The 19,366-nt window shown below is 60.2% G+C and carries 13 protein-coding genes; 7 read left to right on the top strand and 6 right to left on the bottom strand.

Translation table 11 applies throughout. From position 1 onward, the window contains the following. Positions 1-7 precede the first annotated feature (7 nt). The 3 genes from pta to Q0903_RS04730 form a co-directional block, all read right to left on the bottom strand. The gene (gene pta / locus Q0903_RS04740; RefSeq protein WP_299413286.1) at positions 8-1,006 is read right to left on the bottom strand and encodes a phosphate acetyltransferase; all 999 of its coding nucleotides are present in this window, start codon (positions 1,004-1,006) and stop codon (positions 8-10) included. Between the two features lie 41 nt (positions 1,007-1,047). Further along, complete coding sequence (xsc, locus tag Q0903_RS04735) at positions 1,048-2,826, bottom strand: sulfoacetaldehyde acetyltransferase (RefSeq protein WP_299025786.1); 1,779 nt, start codon at positions 2,824-2,826, stop codon at positions 1,048-1,050. An 83-nt stretch (positions 2,827-2,909) separates the two neighbouring features. Next, positions 2,910-4,397, bottom strand: coding sequence for a PLP-dependent aminotransferase family protein (locus Q0903_RS04730; protein ID WP_299413284.1), 1,488 nt, complete (start codon positions 4,395-4,397; stop codon positions 2,910-2,912). 269 nt (positions 4,398-4,666) lie between these two features. Here Q0903_RS04730 and Q0903_RS04725 point away from each other — a divergent pair, with 269 nt between their 5' ends. Further along, entirely contained in the window at positions 4,667-5,035 is a 369-nt protein-coding gene (locus Q0903_RS04725; RefSeq protein ID WP_299025780.1) for a BrnA antitoxin family protein, read from the top strand. Positions 5,036-5,089: 54 nt separating this feature from the next. Here Q0903_RS04725 and Q0903_RS04720 read toward each other — a convergent pair whose 3' ends face one another. Beyond that, positions 5,090-5,569 carry a GNAT family N-acetyltransferase gene (locus Q0903_RS04720; RefSeq protein ID WP_299413282.1) on the bottom strand — a complete coding sequence of 160 codons (480 nt, stop codon included), beginning with the start codon at positions 5,567-5,569 and terminating at the stop codon, positions 5,090-5,092. A 329-nt stretch (positions 5,570-5,898) separates the two neighbouring features. Further along, positions 5,899-7,290 carry an aminotransferase class III-fold pyridoxal phosphate-dependent enzyme gene (locus Q0903_RS04715; protein ID WP_299413281.1) on the bottom strand — a complete coding sequence of 464 codons (1,392 nt, stop codon included), beginning with the start codon at positions 7,288-7,290 and terminating at the stop codon, positions 5,899-5,901. Between the two features lie 693 nt (positions 7,291-7,983). On the opposite strand from Q0903_RS04715, the gene Q0903_RS04710 reads away from it, so the two are divergent. From Q0903_RS04710 to Q0903_RS04700, 3 genes are all read left to right on the top strand, one after another. After that, entirely contained in the window at positions 7,984-8,988 is a 1,005-nt protein-coding gene (locus Q0903_RS04710) for an ABC transporter substrate-binding protein (RefSeq protein ID WP_299414478.1), read from the top strand. A gap of 133 nt (positions 8,989-9,121) precedes the next feature. Then, on the top strand, positions 9,122-9,928 hold the full coding sequence (locus Q0903_RS04705) for an ABC transporter ATP-binding protein (protein ID WP_299025772.1): 807 nt from the start codon (positions 9,122-9,124) through the stop codon (positions 9,926-9,928). Next, positions 9,925-11,193, top strand: coding sequence for an ABC transporter permease (locus tag Q0903_RS04700; protein ID WP_299025769.1), 1,269 nt, complete (start codon positions 9,925-9,927; stop codon positions 11,191-11,193). The genes Q0903_RS04705 and Q0903_RS04700 overlap by 4 nt, the downstream gene beginning before the upstream one ends. Before the next feature lie 177 nt (positions 11,194-11,370). Here the strand turns inward: Q0903_RS04700 and Q0903_RS04695 are convergent, their stop codons facing one another. Continuing rightward, positions 11,371-13,533: a DEAD/DEAH box helicase gene (locus Q0903_RS04695; RefSeq protein ID WP_299413279.1), complete on the bottom strand. Its 2,163-nt coding sequence runs from the start codon at positions 13,531-13,533 to the stop codon at positions 11,371-11,373. Positions 13,534-13,736: 203 nt separating this feature from the next. On the opposite strand from Q0903_RS04695, the gene Q0903_RS04690 reads away from it, so the two are divergent. The 3 genes from Q0903_RS04690 to Q0903_RS04680 all read left to right on the top strand — a co-directional run bounded on the left by Q0903_RS04690 (position 13,737) and on the right by Q0903_RS04680 (position 19,352). Next, a complete protein-coding gene (locus Q0903_RS04690; RefSeq protein WP_299413277.1) occupies positions 13,737-14,459 on the top strand; it encodes a hypothetical protein in 723 nt (240 codons plus the stop codon). After that, on the top strand, positions 14,380-15,894 hold the full coding sequence (locus tag Q0903_RS04685) for a DNA polymerase Y family protein (protein WP_299413275.1): 1,515 nt from the start codon (positions 14,380-14,382) through the stop codon (positions 15,892-15,894). Before Q0903_RS04690 ends, Q0903_RS04685 begins: the two co-directional genes overlap by 80 nt. A gap of 143 nt (positions 15,895-16,037) precedes the next feature. After that, positions 16,038-19,352: an error-prone DNA polymerase gene (locus Q0903_RS04680; RefSeq protein WP_299413274.1), complete on the top strand. Its 3,315-nt coding sequence runs from the start codon at positions 16,038-16,040 to the stop codon at positions 19,350-19,352. Positions 19,353-19,366 lie beyond the last annotated feature (14 nt).

Here is a 19,366-nt window from a genome sequence, read left to right as displayed (position 1 = left end):
ACGGGGTTTAGGGGGCAGCTTGTAGGGTCGTGACCGCGATCATGTTGGTGACGTCGGCGGCAGTGCAGCCGCGCGACAGATCGTTGGCCGGTTTGGTGAGGCCTTGCAGAACAGGACCGATGGCATCACAGCCACCGATGCGCTGGGCGATCTTGTAACCGATGTTCCCTGCATCCAGATTGGGGAATATCAGTACATTGGCATGGCCGGCAGTGGGGCTGTCCGGCGCTTTCGACGCGCCGACATCGGGGACGAAAGCCGCGTCGAATTGTAGCTCGCCATCCGCGGGCAGATCGGGGTGATCCTTGTGCACGATTGCCAGCGCATCGGTGACTTTGGTCACGTGGTCGTGGCGCGCGGACCCTTTGGTGGAAAAGCTGAGCAATGCGACCTTTGGATCGTCGCCCAACAGTTGCTTGCATGAGCTTGCCGATTGCGCGGCAATCGCGGCCAGTTCGGCGGCATCGGGGTCGATGACCAGCCCACAGTCGCCGAACACCATGGCGCTGCGGCCAGACGGGTGGTTTTCGGGCAAGGCCATTAGAAAAAACGAAGAGACGAGTGCCGCACCTTTGGCTTTGCCGATCATTGTGAGGGCTGCGCGTACGGTATCTGAGGTGGTGGCAACGGCGCCGCCTACGGTGCCATCTGCATCGCCGTTGCGCACCATAAGCGCGGCAAAGATCAGCGGATCGCGGGCCTGTTGGGCTGCTACATCTTCGCTGACGCCTTTGTGTCTACGCAGCTCTAGATAGAGGGCTGTGTAAACTGGAGTGAGGTCGGAGGTTTCAGGGTCCTGAATGTGCAGGCCTTGGCGGCCTGTAGCGCCCGCATCTGCCAGCAACGCGGTGATTGCGGTCTGCGGGCCGACTAGCGTGATAGGCCCCATTCCTGCATCGAGGGCAGCAAGCGCGCCGGCCACAACCCTTGGGTCGTGGCCTTCGCTTAGGACAATGTGGGCAGGCCGTGCGGCTGCGCGGTTTTGTAGGTCGCGCAGAACGCTCATATCGGCCTTACCCTTTGGTTTGATGTGGTTTCCGCCACAGTTTAGACAGAAGGCTCGCGCATGTCAGCCGCATCGATGCCTGCAACCTGAACCGGCTGCTTCATCGCATCGCGGCGGAAGGGGTCGCCCAGCTCTTGGTTGATCATTGCTTCGATCAGTGTGGTTTTGCCGTGGTTCATCTGATCGTCCAGCGCCTTGGCCAGTGCTGCTGTCAGCTCTTCCTGAGTGCGGGCAACGACGCCTTGCAGCCCGCAAGCCTGCGCGATGCCTGCATAGGACACTTCTGTATCCAGCTCTGTGCCGACAAAGTTGTCGTCGAACCAGAGGGTAGAGTTCCGCTTTTCCGCGCCCCACTGGTAGTTGCGGAAGACGATTTGCGTCACTGGTGGCCACTCGCCGCGGCCGATTGCCGTCAGCTCGTTCACCGCGATGCCGAATGCACCGTCACCCGCGAAACCAACGACAGGCACATCAGGCTGGCCGATTTTTGCGCCAACAATCGCGGGCAGACCATAGCCGCAGGGACCAAACAGGCCGGGCGCCAGATATTTGCGGCCCTCGTTGAAGGACGGGTAGGCGTTGCCGATGGCGCAGTTGTTGCCGATGTCGGAGGAGATGATCGCTTCAACCGGCAATGCCGCTTGGATCGCACGCCATGCCATGCGGGGCGACATCCAGTCAGGCTTGGCAGCGCGGGCACGTACGTTCCAGTCTGTGCCCGGATCGTCGGCCTCGTCTGTCATGGAGGTGAGTTCCTGCGCCCATGCAGATTTCGTTTGGGCGATCAGGGCGGTACGCTCTTTGCGGCCTGCGTCACCTGCGGAATCGGCAAGTTTGGCAGTGATGGATGTGGCCACTTTGGCCGCGTCACCCACGATGCCGACAGTGACCTTTTTGGTCAGGCCGATGCGGTCTGGGTTGATGTCGACCTGGATGATCTTGGCGTCTGTTGGCCAGTAATCAATGCCGTAGCCGGGCAGGGTCGAGAAGGGGTTGAGGCGGGTGCCAAGGCACAACACGACGTCGGCCTTCGAGATCAGCTCCATTCCTGCCTTCGAGCCGTTATAGCCAAGCGGGCCAGCGAACAGCGGGTGGTTGCCAGGAAAGGCGTCGTTGTGCTGGTAGCCGACGCAAACAGGCGCGTCGAGCTTCTCGGCCAACACGCGGGACGCTTCGATGCCGCCCTGTGCCAGAACAACGCCAGCGCCGTTCAGGATGACAGGGAATTTGGCGGACGATAGCATCTCGGCTGCTTTTGCAACGGCATTGTCGCCACCCTGCGGCAGTTCGAAATCAACCACTTCGGGGATTTCGATGTCGATAACTTGTGTCCAGAAATCACGTGGAATGTTGATCTGTGCGGGGCCAGAGGCGCGTTTGGCCTGCATGATCACGCGGTTCAGCGTTTCGGCAATGCGGGATGGGTCGCGGACTTCTTCCTGATAGGCCACACAATCGGCAAACAGGTTCATCTGCTCCATTTCCTGAAAGCCGCCCTGACCGATTGTCTTGTTGGCGGCTTGCGGTGTGACCAGCAGCAGTGGCGTGTGGTTCCAGTAAGCGGTTTTCACGGCGGTCACAAAGTTTGTGATGCCGGGGCCATTCTGTGCGATCATCATGGACATCTTGCCAGTCGCGCGCGTGTAGCCGTCGGACATCATGCCGGCGGACCCTTCGTGGGCGCAGTCCCAGAATTTGATCCCTGCTTTGGGGAAGATATCGGAGATCGGCATCATGGCGGAGCCGATAATGCCAAAGGCATGCTGGATGCCGTGGCGTTGCAGCGTTTTTACAAAAGCTTCTTCGGTCGTCATTTTCATAGCAGGTAATCCTTAAGATTAGGTGTACGCGAATCTGGTTATGGCGCAAATTAGGGTTTTTGATGCCGAATAGTTAGGGCCAGTTATACTGCCCGAATAGAGCCAGCAGTGGTCATGAGATCAATCTCGGAGGCGAGCAGTTGCAGGCCTGCTTCGATGCGGGCTGCGGGAATGGAAGAATAGCCGAGACGGTAGAAGTTGTGAGGCTGTGTTTCGCCGCCGAAGAAGGATTGACCCGGCTCTATGAGAACCCCTTGGGCGCGCAGGCGTTTGGCAAGCACTTTGGTGTCCAGACCGTCTGGCGCGCGCATCCAGAAAGAGGAACCGCCGTGGGCGCCTTGGCCCGCGATATTCAGGCCGTAGCGGGTGATCCCGGCCTCCATTAAGCTGCGCCGTTCGTGCAGGGCATTCCCCATGCGGCGGATCAGCGCATCATAGTGACCGAGCGACAGAAAATACGATGCTGTGCGCTGGATATGACCGGGCGGATGGCGCAGCACGGAGGCGCGCAGGGCGCGGGCCTCGCGGATAAATGGTTCGGACCCTACCAGATAGCCAAGGCGCAAACCCGGAAAGAGGGATTTGGAAAAGCTGCCGACATAGATCACGCGCCCGTCCGTATCGAGAGATTTGAGCGCAGGGGAAGGCGCGCGCAGGAAGGATGTCTCGAATTCGTAATCATCCTCGACGATGATCGCGTCAATCTCGCGCGCGCGCTCAAGCAAGGCGCGGCGGCGGTCCATCGGCATGGTGGCATTGGTGGGGCATTGGTGACTGGGCGTGGTGAAAATCACGTCTGTATCGGGCGGAATCGCATTAGGCGGCAGGCCGTCATGGTCAACACGCACTGGCGTCACATGGCAGCGCGACTGGATCAGAATATCGCGGAGTGCGTGATAGCAGGGGTCTTCGAGCGCGGCGCGGCGGCGTTGCGTTAACAACACCTGTGCCGTCAGCCAGAGCGCGTTCTGCGCGCCCATCGTAATAAGGATCTGTTCGGGCGCGGCTGTGATGCCGCGGCGGGGCAATGTATGGCGCGCAATGAACTCGATCAGGTTCGGATCGTCCTGATCGTAGTAGTCTGATGTCATGGAATTAAAGTCGCGCTGCCCCAATGCCTGAAGCGCACAAAGCCGCCAGTTTGCGTGGTCGAACAGGGATTGATCAGCCTGTCCGTAAACAAATGGATATCGGTATTGCGACCAGTCCTGCGGTTTGGACGGGGTGACACCGCCGCTGAAACGCTGGCCGATCGCGCGGGTCCAATCAACGGCATCTTGTGTGTCTGGGCTGGGGGTAAAGCTGGGCGGGCTGGGGGCATTGTCTGACACATAATAGCCCGAGCGGCCCTTGGACATCAGGTAATCGTTCGCCAGAAGTTCGGTATAGGCGATGGTGACGGTAATGCGGCTGAGGCCCAGATGGGCGGCCAGTTTGCGCGTCGAGGGGAGCTTTTCACCGCGCTGGAACCGGCCCGACAGTATACCCTGCGCGATCATCTGCTGGATCTGCGACTGCAACGTGCCCTGTGCATCAGGGGATAGAAAGAATGTCTCGACTGGGAGGGCCATAAGGGGCCTTATACACTGGACCTAACCGCAAAGCAATCTGGACCTATTGCGTGGCGAAATGGAGTATACCCACACCTCTACCCTATCAGTTTCAGACGCAACTTCAATATAAAAATGAGACTTTTGGTTTCATTAAAAGAAAAATGATTCAAAATGGCGCGGTGCGATGCGTACACCCCCTGTACACCGCAGGTACACCGTGCGGTGTCTTATAAAGATTTTAGGGTGCTGCGGGTTTGGTTGGTGGGGACAAACCACAGGAGCGGGTGATGAACCGTAAGGATGCACATAGCCAAATGATTCACGAGTTGGAGCGGCTGCAAGAAGACATGTCGCAGAACTGGTTGGACCACAGCCTGCCCAGCGATTGGAGCGGGTTGGATTTCTGGGACGAGGTGAAGCGTAAAAAGACCCGTGTCACGCTGCGGCTGGATGCCGATATGGTGGCGTGGTTTCGCAAAATCGGCCCGAACTATGGGCCGCGTATCAATAAGGTGCTGCGGATATATTATGCGGGTGTCGTGTCTGGCAATGTATCGGCCTATCCCAATGACCGCGTTGTGCCGCGCATTATGTTGGCAGCTGACCGCGAAATGGAGGAGTGGCGCAGCGAGATGATCGGAAAGAAAAAGGAGTAAAGTGCCTGATGCTGCTGGCCCACCAAAAGGCAGGCCAGCGCCGTTGTTCAGAGCTTAGGCAAGGGACTTCCAAAAGACGATCTTGTCATCCCCTGCCGCCCAGAAATCCCTGATGCGGGCCTGTTCGGTGTAGCCGTTCTGGTGGTAGAACATGCGGGTTTGCGCAAACGCTTCGGTGCCGGATGTATCGGCGATCATGATGCGCTGGTTGCGCGCTTTCAGGTCCGTCTCTAACCGTGCGACCAGCGCACTGCCGCATCCATTGCCCTGCTGCGCAGGTGCGACCGCGATGGCCAGCATGTTCCACGCGCCTGTCGCCAATTGCTCGGGCACTGCATAGCAAAAACCTACTGCAGTGCCGTCTGTTTCGCATGTGAGCCAGAGATCGGCGGGGTCCGCCGTGGTCAAAAAGCCGTCGATCATATCGGGCAACATTTCGCTGGGGAAAAGCTCGGTGTCGTCAAGAACCTGCTGGAGAGCCGGGATATCACCGCGCTTGGTGGGTCGTATTATCATTGGTTTCGTAACTTTCATGAAGCCGCCCCGTGGCCTGTGATGGCTGGTGCGGGCGCATGGCCTGTGCGGATCATTTGTTTTTACAGTCTGTGTGATGCGCGCAAGCCGCATAAATGGGATGCCCGCCGCAGGAGCGTGCAGGCGTCTTCAGGCTTGGGTGTCCTGCCGTTCAGGACTTAGCGGTTTCCCGCAATCGTAGACATAAACTCTCCAACGGGCGGCGTCTGTGCCGCGCGTAGCGAAAGGCTAGTCAGGGAGGGGTGGTAAGGCAAGGGGTGCTTGCGCGAACATGCAAAAGGCCCCGCGTGTGAGCGGGGCCTTTTGAATTTCAGAAAAGGGCGGGCGGGTTAGCCCATTACGCGGCCCAATGCACCGTCTAGGGCGTCGACGATCTGGTTGATGTCGTCTTTGGTGCAGATCAACGCGGGTGAGAAGCACAGCGTGTTGTTCTTGCCCGGGAGGGAGCGGTTGGTGGCCCCGATGATGACACCTTGCTGCATACAGTCACCGACGACGGCGCCGACCAGCTTTTCGGGCAGGGGCGCTTTGGTGGTGCGGTCTTCGACCAGCTCGGCGCCGAGGAACAGGCCCTTGCCGCGTACCTGACCAATAACAGGGTGTTTGTCTTGCAGGGCTGCAAGCTGGTCGAGCATATAGTCGCCCATGGCGGTGCAGTTTTCCAGCAGGTTCTCACGCTCGATGATGCGCATGTTCTCGATCGCGGCGGCGGGGCCTGCGGTGCAGCCGCCAAACGTGGAGATGTCGCGGAAGTAGTTCATGGGATCGCTGGCATCATCCTTGAACATGTCGAACACGGCTTCGGTGGTGACAAGGCATGAGATGGCGGCGTAACCCGATGCCACACCTTTGGCCATGCTGACCATGTCAGGCTTGATACCGTAGTGCTGATAGCCGAACCAAGTGCCTGTGCGGCCCACGCCGCAGACGACTTCATCGATGTGCAGCAGAATATCGTACTGGTCACAGATTTCGCGCACGCGCTCCCAATAGCCGTCGGGGGGCGTGATGACGCCGCCGCCTGCCGTGACAGGCTCAAGGCACAGGGCGCCGACTGTATCGGGACCTTCGCGCAGGATGACTTCTTCGATCTGGTTGGCGGCCCAAACGCCGTAGTTTTCATCTGGTGCGCCGTCTTGTTCGTGCTTGCGGTATTCAAGGCAGTGGGGGACGCGGATGAAACCGTCGGGGAAGGGGCCGTATTGCGCGTTCCGCTCGTCCTGACCGCCTGCGGCCATCGTGGCGATGGTGCCGCCGTGATAGTCCCGCTCGCGGTAGAGGATTTTGTGCTTTTTGCCGCCGTAACGCTTGTGCGCGATCTGGCGGACCATTTTGAAGCCCTTTTCGTTGGCCTCGGAGCCGGAGGAGGCGAAATAGACGCGGCTCATTCCGGGCATTTTGGCAATCAGCATCTCGGAGAAGATGGAACCGGGGATGGAGCCTGCGGTGCCGCCGAAGAAGTTGAGTTTAACCAATTGGTCGCGCACAGCGTCGGCAATTGATTCGCGCCCGTAGCCTACGTTGACGGTCCAGACACCGCCCGCGACGGCGTCGATATGCTCCTTGCCGTGCTGGTCCCAGACGCGCAAGCCTTTGCCCTCGACGATGATGCGCGGATCGTTTGTTTCATAGGGTTTATGCTGGCTTAGGTGGTGCCAGACGTGCGCGCGGTCCGCCTCTACGATGCGGGAGATGTCATTTTCGTTAAATGTACCGTCCATGGAGGCGACCTTTCAGTTGAGTAAGGAATAGCGGGAAATCAGCAGAGCGTTCCCGTGATCTCACTATGTTAGACGGGGAAAATCATTCTGGAAATAGGGCCAGAGCATGACGAAGAATAGGGCCAGTTTTTGAAGGTATCATAAAATTGCTTGTTTCTGGCTGGTTTTCGCCCGTGCAGCGAGCAGGCTGTTTGTCGGTGTCAAAAGCAGTCTGGCGTTGGTGACGCTGACGCGCACGACCCTTTTTGCGGGATATTGAGACGTATGGAGCATAGGGTCTCTTTAGTGGCGGTTGTGGGCGCAGGTCGAGGTGGCGCTGTGTTGGGCTGACGGGTGTGTGGTTGGCCAACTGGACTCATGGCGGGTTTGTAACTGGTCATTTGATTTTCACCTGCACGCGCCAGAGTGCTGAATGTTCTGGCAGGGCGCACGGGAGATGCGCATTTATTGTGGGGATGGGCTGTTTTTCCGGTAACGCATTGGAAAAGAGCCGAACTTGGCTTGACCGCCGCAAAATGGTGGAAAACGGTTGGCGGCAGTATTGGGTCCTTGTGTCTCGAAACCGCTTAAAACTGTATTGCAAGTGGCACGGGCATCGCACAGGGTGCTTGCGTCAGTTGTCGTAAATACAACGAACGATCCCGAGCTCTGACAAGGAGACGGGCAAAAATGAAACTGGGAGAAGATTATATGATGAAGAAAACAGTAAGTGCATTCGTTGCCGGCGCTGTCATGAGCATTGCTTCGACATCTGCATTCGCAGATGGCCATGGCGAGCTTACAGTCGGTTATTTCCTTGAGTGGCCCATGCCATTCCAGTTCGCGAAAGTGAACGGGACGTATGAGGAAGCCTTGGGCAAGAAAATCAATTGGGTCAGCTTTGACAGCGGCGTTGCAATGTCTGCAGCGATGGCATCGGGCGACGTACAGATTTCGGTCAGCCAGGGTGTGCCGCCATTCGTTGTGGCGACATCGGGCGGTCAGGACATCCAGATCGTTGATGTGGCTGTGTCCTATTCTGAGAACGACAACTGTGTTGTTGCCTCTGGTCTGGAGATCGACAAGACATCCGCAGGCGAGCTGGCAGGCAAGAAAGTTGCTGTGCCGCTTGGCACCGCCGCGCACTACGGCTTTCTCAAGCAGATGGAGCACTTTGGTGTTGATGTAGGTTCTATGTCTGTTGTGGATATGGCCCCTGCCGAGGGTGCAGCAGCCCTGAGCCAGGCCTCTGTCGATATGGCATGTGGGTGGGGTGGCGCGCTGCGCCGCATGAAAGAATCTGGCAACATCCTGCTGACCGGTGCCGAGAAAGAAGAGCTGGGCATTCTGGTGTTTGACGTAACATCCGCACCTGCGGCCTATGTCTCGGAGAATGGCGACGAGCTGGCGAAGTTCCTCAAGGTGACGGCAGATGCCAACGCCATGTGGAATTCCGGTGGCGAGAACGCGGCCAAAATGCTGCCCGTGATTGCAAAAGACGCAGGCATGGACGAAGCAGCCACAGCAGAGACGCTGGCGGGCTTCAGCTTCCCCTCCGTGGAAGAGCAGCTGAGCGCCAAATGGTTCGGCGGCGGCAGCCAGACGTTTATGGGCGGTGTTGCTGACGTGTTCGTCAACAGCGGTTCCATCGACGCGGCGCTGGAAAGCTATGAAGGCACTGTAAACACAGGCCCGTTGATGGCCGTCAAAGGCATGTAATCCCTTAGGGGATTATTCGGGTCCGGCGTGCATCTGTGCGCCGGACCTTTGTTTCGCAAAGACTATTTTACGTAAAACGAGGTGGGGCCAACCCCATCCTACAGGCCGCCAGCCGTGGCCAGAAAGCAGGGACATGTCAGGACTTTCCATTGATAAACTCTCGATGCGGTTTGATTTGCCGGGTGGCGGATCGGTGCAGGCGCTCAAAGATGTGACGCTGGACCTCAAAGCGGGCGAGTTGCTGAGCGTGCTGGGGCCATCGGGCTGTGGTAAGACAACGCTGCTGAACATCGTGGCGGGATTTCTGGCGCCGACCGAGGGTGTGATGACCCTGAATGGCAAAACAATAAGCGGACCTGATGCCGACCGCGGTATGGTGTTCCAGCAAGGCGCGCTGTTCGAGTGGATGAGCGTGCGCGACAATGTAGGATTTGGCCCTTCGATGAAGGGGATGCCAAAGAACGACAAAGCAGAAATTGTGAACCATCTGCTGGACGTCGTGGGCCTGCAGGATTTTAAGGAAAAGGCGGTTTACGAGCTGTCTGGCGGGATGCAGCAGCGTGTGGCCTTGGCCCGCTGTCTGGCAAATGACCCCGATGTGATTTTGATGGACGAGCCGCTGGGCGCGCTCGATGCGCTGACGCGCGAAAAGATGCAATCGCTGGTTTTGAAGCTGTGGAAAGAGACGGGCAAGACGATCATTCTGATCACCCACTCGGTCGAGGAGGCCCTGCTGTTGGGCGAGCGTTTGATCGTGATGGCCCCGCGCCCTGGCCGTATCCACAAGGAATACCGCCTGCCTTTCGCCGAGCTGGGCGTGGAGGCAGATCTGCGCGAAGTAAAGAAGCATCCTGATTTCGCGATAAAGCGTGAGGAAATCCTCGGTATGATCTGGGACATGGAAGAAGAGATTATGGGCCGTACGGAGGAAAAAGCATGACCGGATTTATTGTACTGGCCGTTTATGTCGGCATCTTTGTCGCCGCGATGTTTGTGGTTACCCGTCTGAGTGCGGGGATCAGTGACTATACATCGCTCAAGACTGTGACCTTTGGTGATGAAAGTGCCGTTCGGCCCAATCGTGCGGCTGGCGTTATCTCTATCCTGACGCTGTTTTTGCTGTGGGGGATGTTTACGGGGTCGTCTTTGATTCCGGGGTTTCTGCACGCGCCTGCGCCCTATGCGGGGCAAACAACATTTGAATATACGGTCGAGGCCAATGGCGAGACGGATACGGCGACTGTCACCGTGTTGGTGCATGAGCGTGAGGAAAACCCCGATGCTGTGGCGGTTGAGCCGGGTGACGGTTTTGCCAAGAACGACAGCATCACCGTGGCGCAATACCGCAGCCAGCTTATCTCGTTCGACAAGAACGACGAAGTGAAGCGCAGCGAAGGTGCGACAGTTGTGGCGATCAACGGCCAGCGTGTGCGCCCCGGTGATACGGTTGAGATCGAGGGCGGTTCTGTCACGATTTCCGACAAAGGCACGCCGAATTTTGCGCCTGAGAACGGTTTGCAGATGGAGCCGCTGTATCTGCCATCGCCCGAGGCGGTGATCGAGCGGACAGGCAAGGTGCTGGACGAGGGCTTTCGGGGGACAACGTTGCTGGGCCATTTGGGCTGGTCGCTGTTCCGCGTCGTTGCGGGCTTTGTTTGCGGCGCGATTGTGGGTATTCCGCTGGGCTATGCGATGGGGCTGAGCAACTGGTTCCGTGGCTGGTTTGACCCGATTGTAGAATTCATGCGCCCTGTGCCGCCGCTGGCGTTGATTCCGCTGGTGATCATCTGGGCGGGGATCGGCGAGACGGGCAAGATCATCTTGCTGTTCCTTGCTGCCCTTTGGATCATGGCGATTGCGGCGCGGTCTGGTGTGTCGGGAGTTAACATCTCGAAGGTGCATGCGGCCTATTCGCTGGGGGCCAGTAAATGGCAGATCATGCGCCACGTGATTATCCCCAATTCGCTGCCCGAGATTTTCACGGGTGCGCGAGTTGCGATGGGTGTGTGTTGGGGCACTGTTGTTGCGGCCGAGCTGGTTGCGGCAGAAAAGGGGGCGGGCATGATGATCATGGTCGCGTCCAAGTTCCAGAACACGGATATTGTTATCCTCGGTATTATCCTGATTGGTGTGATCGGCTTTGGCATTGATATGCTGATGCGTGGGGCCGAGCGGGTTATGGTACCCTGGAAGGGCAAAGGCTGAGACAGAACATATCTGGGGGATATCTTTCGACTCTTATCGGTAGCTTTCCCAGAACGACGTGTTTGGCGCAGTCAAAAACAAAAGGCCGGAGCATCTGCTCCGGCCTTTTTCGTGTTGTAAACCAGACAATGGAGCGCGCGATTTTTTCGAAAACGCCGATCTCCGTTACGGTTGTATTTACTTGGGCTTGTAGGGTTTTCCGCTTTTCGGGCGGGCATCGCCGCCGCGCTGGGCGATGGGTTTGCCGCCCTTTTTTGCCTTGCCCGGCGGGGTGAAGCGTTTGGAGGAATCCGCCGCGCGGTTATAGCCGCCTTCCGGCTTGGCCTCCCGTGCGGGGGCTGCATCCTTGGCAGGTTTTTTCCAGACCGCTTTTGCGCCTGATTTGGCTGCTGGCTTGTCACCGCCAGCGGCATCTTTCCAGACTGGTTTCGACTTGGCCTTGTCACCTGATTTCAGCGGTGTCCGCTCGGTCTTGTGGGATTTGGGGGGGCGCGTCGCGTCGCGTTTGCCTTTTGCGGGTGCTGTGCGTGGCTTGTCTGTGCGCGGCTTGTACTCGGCTGCGGGGGCATCGCTGCGCGGTGGCTTTGGCTTGCGCGCGGGTTTGGGCGCATCGGGATCATAGGACGGTTTGCCAGTGGCGGCGGGTTTGTCCTTCCACGCAGGCTTTTTGTCATAGGCAGGTTTGGGGCCTCGGTCGTCAGACCGTTTGCCGCCGTCTTTGTAACCGCTGCCTTTGTTGTCTGGGCGTCCTGTGCGAGGGCCAAAGTCTGGCACGCCGTCGAGGCGGGTGAGGGTCACGCCGTCCTCGGCCTTCATATCCGCACCTAGGGCCTTCACCAGTTTCGGCACGGCGCCTTCGGCCACTTCCACATAGGAATGGCGCGGCTGGACGCGGATCGCGCCGATGTCATCGCGGGTCATGTCACCCACGCGGCAGAGCATCGGCAGCAATGTGCGCGGCTCTGCCCCGTCGTTGCGGCCAGTGGAGACAGTGAACCATACGGATTTGCCAAACTCCATGCGCGGTGCGCTGTCTTTGCCGTCACCGGGGTTGGACAGCTCTTCGGGTGCCGAGCCGCGCGAGCGGTGCAGGTTCACGAAGGCTGTGGCCAATTGTTCGGGCGTGTACCGCTCGACCAGCTCGGCGACAAATTCGACCGCATCTTCGGGAGTAGGGGTGGTCCATGCATCGTCGTTCAGCAGGCGTTCCTGATCGGCTGCGTTTACCTCGGCGGCCGATGGCGGCAGCGCCCATTCGGCCTGAAGTTTGGCCCAGCCCATAAGGCGGGTCGCTTTTGAGCGCATTTTGGGCGGCACGATGAGGGCAGAAACCCCCTTGCGCCCCGCGCGGCCCGTCCGGCCCGAGCGGTGCAGCAGCGTGTCGGCGTTGGTGGGTAGATCGGCGTGGATCACCAGCTCGAGGTTGGGCAGGTCGATGCCGCGGGCGGCAACATCTGTTGCCACGCAGACGCGGGCGCGGCCATCACGCAGGGATTGCAGGGCGTTCGTGCGTTCCTGCTGTGACAGCTCACCCGAGAGCGCCACAACCGAGAAGTTGCGGTTTGTCAGGCGCGTGGTAAGGCGTGCCACTGCGGCGCGCGTGTTGCAGAACACAATCGCATTCTTGGCCTCATAAAAGCGCAGAATGTTGAGGATCGCGTTTTCGGTATCGCGCGGGTTTACCGTCAGCGCGCGGTATTCGATGTCGGAGTGCTGCTTGCCATCCGACACGACCGATACGCGCTGCGCATCGCGCTGGTAAGCTTTTGCCAGTTTTGCAATCGCTGCGGGCACGGTGGCCGAGAACATCAGTGTACGGCGGGTGGCGGGGGATTCCCCCAAGATGAATTCAAGGTCTTCGCGGAAGCCCAGATCGAGCATCTCGTCCGCTTCGTCCAGCACCACGGCGCGCAGGTCGGTCAGATCAATGTTGTTGCGTTTGATGTGGTCGCACAGGCGGCCCGGTGTCGCCACGACGATGTGTGCGCCACGGTCCAGCGCGCGCCGTTCGGTGCGGGTGTCCATGCCGCCGACGCAGGTTGTCACGATTGCGCCCGCCTTGCCGTAGAGCCACGTCAGCTCTCGGCTGACCTGCATGGCCAGTTCGCGCGTGGGCGCGATAACAAGGGCGAGCGGTGCGCCTGCGCGGCCAAAATGCGTCTCGTCGCCCAGCAGGGTGGGGGCGATGGCCATGCCGAAGGCCACAGTTTTGCCCGAGCCTGTTTGCGCGGATACCAGAAGGTCGGCGCCGTCGAGTTCGGGCGCGATAACGGCGTCCTGAACGGGTGTCATTGTGTCGTAGCCTTGGGCGGCCAGTGCGTCTGCGATCGTTTGAATCAAGGGGTGTTCCTGAGCGGGTAAAGAATGGAGTTGGCCAGCCCCTAATGGGTTATGGCGCGTTTGTATACGGGGCATTTCGCGCGGGCTGCTTTGTGCCATGTGCATGGCTGGTGGGATGTGGTGCGTATTCAGGTGAAAAACGGGGGTGTTAAAAAAGGGTATTTCATGTAGAACAAAAAGAGAACAAAATGAAGGGATGTATGATGGACGATTCTTCATTGGGCCAGTTGGTGCGGCTGGGTGCCATGCGCGGTGTGGCGGATGTGCCTGCCGTGGAGGCGGTGCCAAGCGCGGGTGCGGATGCAGCGCAGGGCGTGCTGAAAGATGCGCTGTCTGCGCGGCCATTCGATGCGGCGGTGACGGCCTTTGTGCTGGCCTGTCTGCCGCCGTCCAAGGCACCTGTGTTATGGGTGCAGGACCGCGCCTCGCGGTTGGAAAACGGGCGCGTATACAGCCCCGCGCTGAAGGGCGTGCGCCTGCTGCGCGTCGAGGTAAGCCATGCGCGCGATGTCTTGTGGGCGATGGAGGAAGGTGCGGCCTGTGCCGGTCTGTCGGCGGTGGTGGGCGAGGTGCATGGCGCGCCGCCTGTACTGGATTTCACTGCGACCAAGCGGTTGGGGATGCGGGCGGAGGCTTCTGGCGTGCCGGTGTGGTTGATCCGCTCGGGTACGGTCGAGGGATTGAGTGCGGCACGCGAGCGGTGGCGCATCGGAGCGCTGCCGTCGGAGGTGCATCCCTACAATGCCGCCGCTCCTGGTGCGGCTCTGTGGGAGGCAGAGCTGTTTCGCGCGCGCGGGCGCAGTCCCGGCACATGGGTGGTGCGCGATGAGGGGCGTGGACGCGCGCATGGTCTCCGTTTTCTTTCCCGATCTGGCGATGGACCGCTGGAGGCGGATCACAGCCGCGCAACGCACGCTGCCGGATGATGCAGTGCCTGTGGTGTTGGCGGCTACGGGCACCCATGGCCCTGTTGTACATGCAGTGAATGCGGCGGGCGTGGCGCGCGGTATCGTGGCGGGCGCACGGGTGGTGGACGTGCAGGCGATCCATCCTGACCTGCATGTGGAACAGGCGGATATAGAAGGCGACCGCGCCTTGCTGGAACGGTTGGCGATCTGGGCGCGGCGCTGGTGCCCGTGGACCGTTGCCGAAGACGACGGGATTGTTATGGATGTGCGTGGTGCGGCGCATTTGTTCGGGGGCGAAGCGCAGATGCTGCACGATATGCATACGCGGTTTGTGATGCAGGGTCTGGGCGCGCGGCTGGCGCTGGCGCCTACGCGCGGTGCGGCGCAGATGTTGGCGCGGTATGGTGCGCAGGGGGTGATTTGCGGGCCGCATGATGTGGGAGAGGTGTTGTCGCCATTGCCTGTTGCGGCCCTGCGATTGCCTGCTGATACCGTGCGTCTGCTGGAGCGGTTGGGCCTGAAGACTATTGGCGCGCTGGAGAACGTGCCGCGCGTGGGATTGATGCGGCGGTTTGCAGGGCTGGCAGCGGTACGCAATCCGTTGGTTTTGCTGGACCGCGCACTGGGGCGTAGTGCCGATCCGCTGGATGCCCCTGTGGATGCGGAGCACTGGATGGCACGGGTGCGCATGGCCGAGCCTGTGATTGATCCTGTGCCGTGGCTGGAGGGGTTGGCAGAGGATCTGGCCGCCCAACTGGCAGCCGCCGAGCAGGGCGCGCGGCGGCTGCGGCTGACGATCTACCGTGTGGACGGGGAGTGGCGGTTTCGCGATGTGGCCACGGCAAGTGCGAGCCGCGATGCGGCGCATTTTGTGCGTTTGGTGGCTGGTAAGTTAGAGGGGATCGACCCGGGTTTCGGCTTTGACATGATGACGCTGGAGGCGCTGCGCGCCGAGCCGCTGTCGCTGAGGCAGGACCGTCTGGACGGGCAGCGCGATGCGGGCGCGGATGTGGCGGCGCTGCTGGACCGTCTGACCGCCAAACTGGGCCCCTCCAAGGTGACGTGGGACGCGTGGGTCCAAAGCCACAAGCCCGAGCGGGTAGAGCGCCGTCTGCCTGTGTTGGCGGGTGTGGCGGAAGCACCGATTGGACTGACCAAGGAGCGGCCCTTGCGTATGTTCGAGCCGCCCGAAGAAATTACAGTGCTTTATGCGGTGCCAGAGGGGCCGCCTGCGCGGTTTTCATGGCGGCGGGTGGCGTTTTTGATGACGCGGTTCGAGGGACCTGAGCGGATCGCACCTGAATGGTGGCGCGATCGCAGCGGCACCAGGCTGCGTGATTATTACAAGGTCGAGGTGACGGACGGGCGGCGGTTCTGGCTGTTTCGCGACGGAATTGTGGGGGATGCCCGCGGGGGGGACCCGCGCTGGTTTGTGCATGGGGTATTCGGATGAGGGCTGTGTGTGTGAGGGCTGGGCGGCATGCGCGTGCCGCGACATCCCGCCCGCCCTCCCACAGGATGCGCTGTGCCGTCTGTGCGAAGAGCGCCCGTCAGGGCCAGCGATGAGGGCGCCGTTGAAGGGTATGTTGCCACCTGATGCCACAGCAAGAAGGACATAAGCGGCGCTCCATCGAGGAGGATGACCCGTTTCACTGGAACGCCCCCGGCCCTTATGTCGAGCTGGGCCTGTCCACGTGTTTTTCGTTTCTGCGCGCGTCCTCGGATGCTGTCGATCTGGCGGTGACGGCCAATATGCTGGGCTATCATAGTATTGGTGTGGCGGATCACAACACATTGGCGGGGGTGGTGCGGATGCATGTGGAGGCGCGCACGGCCAAGGTGAGGCCCCTGATCGGTGCGCGTTTGGTGCTGTTGTGCGGGACAGAGTTGCTGGCCTATCCGGTGGACCGTGACGCCTATGCGCGGTTGTCTACCTTGTTGTCCAAGGGAAAGATGGCGGATGTGGATGGAGGCTGGCAGGCCAAGGGCGAGACGCATCTGACGCTGGAGATGGTGGCGGCGCACAGCAGCGGTGTGCAGCTGATTGTGATGCCGCCTGAAAATCTGGATGTGTTCGAGGCGGGGATGGGGCGGCTTTGTAATGTGCTGCCTTCGCTGCGGCATGTAGGTGCGGCATATTTATATCGTGGCGATGATGTGGGGCGGATCAACCGGCTGGACCGCATCGCAAAGCGGCATGGCTTGGCGATACTGGCGACGAATGATGCGCTTTATCACCACCCTGCGCGGCGGCCTTTGCAGGATGTGATGACCTGTATCCGTCATGGTAAAACGATTGATACGGCTGGATTCTTGCTGGAGGTGAATGCGGAGCGGTATTTGAAACCACCCGCCGAAATGTGCCGCCTGTTTGCGCCCTGGCCCCATGCGATCGCGGCCACGCGGGCGGTGGCGGATGCCTGTGCCTTCAGCCTTGATGACCTGAAATACGAATACCCGCACGAGATTGTTCCCGAGGGGACTACAGCCATGGGAGAGTTGGAGCGGCTGACGTGGGAGGGAGCGGCGTGGCGCTATCCGGACGGCGTGACGGACCGCGTGCGCGCGATTATTGAAAAGGAGTTCGATCTGATCCGCTCCAAGGATATCGCGCGGTACTTTCTGACCATCAACGACATTGTGCGGTTCGCGCGGGAGGAGGCCAGCCCGCCGATCCTGTGTCAGGGGCGCGGATCGGCCGCCAATTCGGTGGTGTGTTTCTGTCTGGGGATCACGGCGGTGGACCCCGAAGAGCATGACGTGCTGTTCGAGCGGTTCCTGAGCGAGGAGCGTGACGAGCCGCCCGACATTGACGTCGATTTCGAGCATGAGCGCCGCGAGGAAGTGATCCAGTACATGTACCGCACCTACGGGCGGGAGCGTGCGGGGCTGTGCGCAACTGTGATCCATTACCGCCCGCGCAGTGCCATCCGTGAAGTGGGCAAGGCGATGGGATTATCCGAAGATGTGACCAGCAAGCTGGCCAGCACAGTCTGGGGCAGTTTCGAGGGGCAGATGGGAGACGAGCGCGTCAAGGATGCGGGGATGGATCTGTCGGACCCTTATCTGCGCCGCGTGATTGCCATAGCGCGGCAGATGACGGGGATGCCGCGGCATCTGAGCCAGCACGTAGGCGGGTTTATCCTGACGGAACGCCCGCTGACGGAGATGGTGCCGATTGGCAATGGGGCGATGCCAGAGCGTAGTTTCATCGAGTGGGACAAGGATGACATCGACGCGCTGGGTATCTTCAAGGTGGATATTCTGGCGTTGGGGATGCTGACCTGCATTGCAAAGGTATTCGATCTGTTGGGCGCGCATTACGGGGTGCAGCATGATCTGGCGTCTGTGCCGAGTGATGATGCCGACACCTATGACATGCTGTGCGCGGGTGACAGTCTGGGCGTGTTTCAGGTAGAGAGCCGTGCGCAGATGGCGATGCTGCCCAAGCTGCGGCCACGCAAGTTCTATGATCTGGTGATCGAGGTGGCGATTGTGCGGCCCGGCCCCATTCAGGGCGATATGGTGCATCCGTATTTGCGGCGCAGGCAGGGGCTGGAGGGGGTGTCTTATCCCGCACCCGGGCCGGAGCATCCGCAGGATGAGTTATTGCGGATTTTGGGGCGTACCCTGGGCGTACCGATTTTTCAGGAGCAGGCAATGAAGATCGCGATTGATGCGGCGCGGTTCAGCCCCAAGGAGGCGAACGAGTTGCGCAAGGCGATGGCGACGTTCCGCTCCCGCGGGACGATTGAGCTGTTGCAGCAAAAGATGGTCGGGCGGATGACCGAGCGCGGCTATGACGAAGAGTTTGCGCAGCGGTGTTTCAACCAGATCAAGGGGTTCGGCGAATACGGGTTTCCCGAAAGCCATGCGGCGAGCTTTGCCAAGCTGGTCTATGTGTCGAGCTGGATGAAGTGCCATTACCCTGCGGCCTTTGCTTGTGCGTTGCTGAACAGTCAGCCGATGGGGTTTTATGCGCCTGCCCAGATTGTGCGCGATGCGCGCGAGCACGGGGTGGAGGTGCGGGCGGTGGATGTGAATTACTCTGATTGGGACTGTACGCTGGAGCCTTGTGAGGGCGGGTTTGCCCTGCGTCTGGGCCTGCGGCAGGTGGACGGGATGCGCAGGGATGCGGCCTTGCGCATGATGGGCGCGCGGGATGCGGTCTTTGTCGATGTGGGCGATGTAAAAGCGCGGGCGCGGCTGGACCGTGGGATGATTGGCAAACTGGCGGCTGCAGACGCGTTCCGCTCATGCGGGATCGACCGGCGTGCCGCCTTGTGGCAGGCGCAAGGGCTGCGCGATGCGCCTGCACTGGCGCTGTTTGATCACGCACAGGCGGCGGGCGAAGGGGCCGAGCCCGAGACGCATTTGCCCGCCATGGCGCAGGCCGAGCATGTGGTGGCAGATTACCAGACGCTGCGACTGTCGCTCAAGGCGCATCCGATGGCGTTTTTTCGCAGCAGTCTGAAGAGCCAAGGCTTTTCCAGCAGTCACAACCTGATCCATATGGCGCATGGGGCGCGTGTATCGCTGGCGGGGCTGGTGCTGGTGCGGCAAAAACCGGGCAGCGCCAAAGGTGTATGCTTTATCACGCTGGAGGACGAGGACGGGGTGGCCAATCTGGTGATCTGGCCCAAGCTGTTCGAGCATTACCGCGCCCTGATTATGACTGCGCGGCTGATGGTGGTGCATGGGCGTGTGCAGACCGATGGCCGCGTGATCCATGTCGTGGTGGACAGGTTGGAAGACCGTACCGCGCGGCTGGACAGTCTGGGCGACGCGCCTGTGCCTGCCACGGCCGTGCGGGGCGATCATATCACCCATCCGCTGCCGAGCCATGTGGGCGGCGGGCGTAAACATCCGCGTGACGTGCGTGTAATTCCGAAATCTCGTGATTTTCACTGAGGAAATGTTGGGAT

It is taken from the genome of uncultured Sulfitobacter sp. (assembly GCF_947502895.1).
In the GTDB taxonomy this organism is placed as follows: Bacteria; Pseudomonadota; Alphaproteobacteria; order Rhodobacterales; family Rhodobacteraceae; genus Sulfitobacter.
Note: the sequence above shows the minus strand (reverse complement) of the source record. Positions and strands in the feature narration are given on the sequence as shown.

Bases quoted from the DNA above. Each gene is read 5' to 3' on its own strand.
- Q0903_RS04680 (WP_299413274.1), top strand. From the start codon at position 16,038: ATGCCACAGCAAGAAGGACATAAGCGGCGCTCCATCGAGGAGGATGAC.
- Q0903_RS04715 (WP_299413281.1), bottom strand. From the start codon at position 7,290: ATGGACGGTACATTTAACGAAAATGACATCTCCCGCATCGTAGAGGCG.
- Q0903_RS04730 (WP_299413284.1), bottom strand. From the start codon at position 4,397: ATGGCCCTCCCAGTCGAGACATTCTTTCTATCCCCTGATGCACAGGGC.
- Q0903_RS04710 (WP_299414478.1), top strand. From the start codon at position 7,984: ATGAAGAAAACAGTAAGTGCATTCGTTGCCGGCGCTGTCATGAGCATT.
- Q0903_RS04690 (WP_299413277.1), top strand. From the start codon at position 13,737: ATGGACGATTCTTCATTGGGCCAGTTGGTGCGGCTGGGTGCCATGCGC.
- Q0903_RS04685 (WP_299413275.1), top strand. From the start codon at position 14,380: ATGGTCTCCGTTTTCTTTCCCGATCTGGCGATGGACCGCTGGAGGCGG.
- Q0903_RS04720 (WP_299413282.1), bottom strand. From the start codon at position 5,569: ATGAAAGTTACGAAACCAATGATAATACGACCCACCAAGCGCGGTGAT.
- Q0903_RS04725 (WP_299025780.1), top strand. From the start codon at position 4,667: ATGAACCGTAAGGATGCACATAGCCAAATGATTCACGAGTTGGAGCGG.
- Q0903_RS04705 (WP_299025772.1), top strand. From the start codon at position 9,122: ATGTCAGGACTTTCCATTGATAAACTCTCGATGCGGTTTGATTTGCCG.
- xsc (WP_299025786.1), bottom strand. From the start codon at position 2,826: ATGAAAATGACGACCGAAGAAGCTTTTGTAAAAACGCTGCAACGCCAC.
- pta (WP_299413286.1), bottom strand. From the start codon at position 1,006: ATGAGCGTTCTGCGCGACCTACAAAACCGCGCAGCCGCACGGCCTGCC.
- Q0903_RS04700 (WP_299025769.1), top strand. From the start codon at position 9,925: ATGACCGGATTTATTGTACTGGCCGTTTATGTCGGCATCTTTGTCGCC.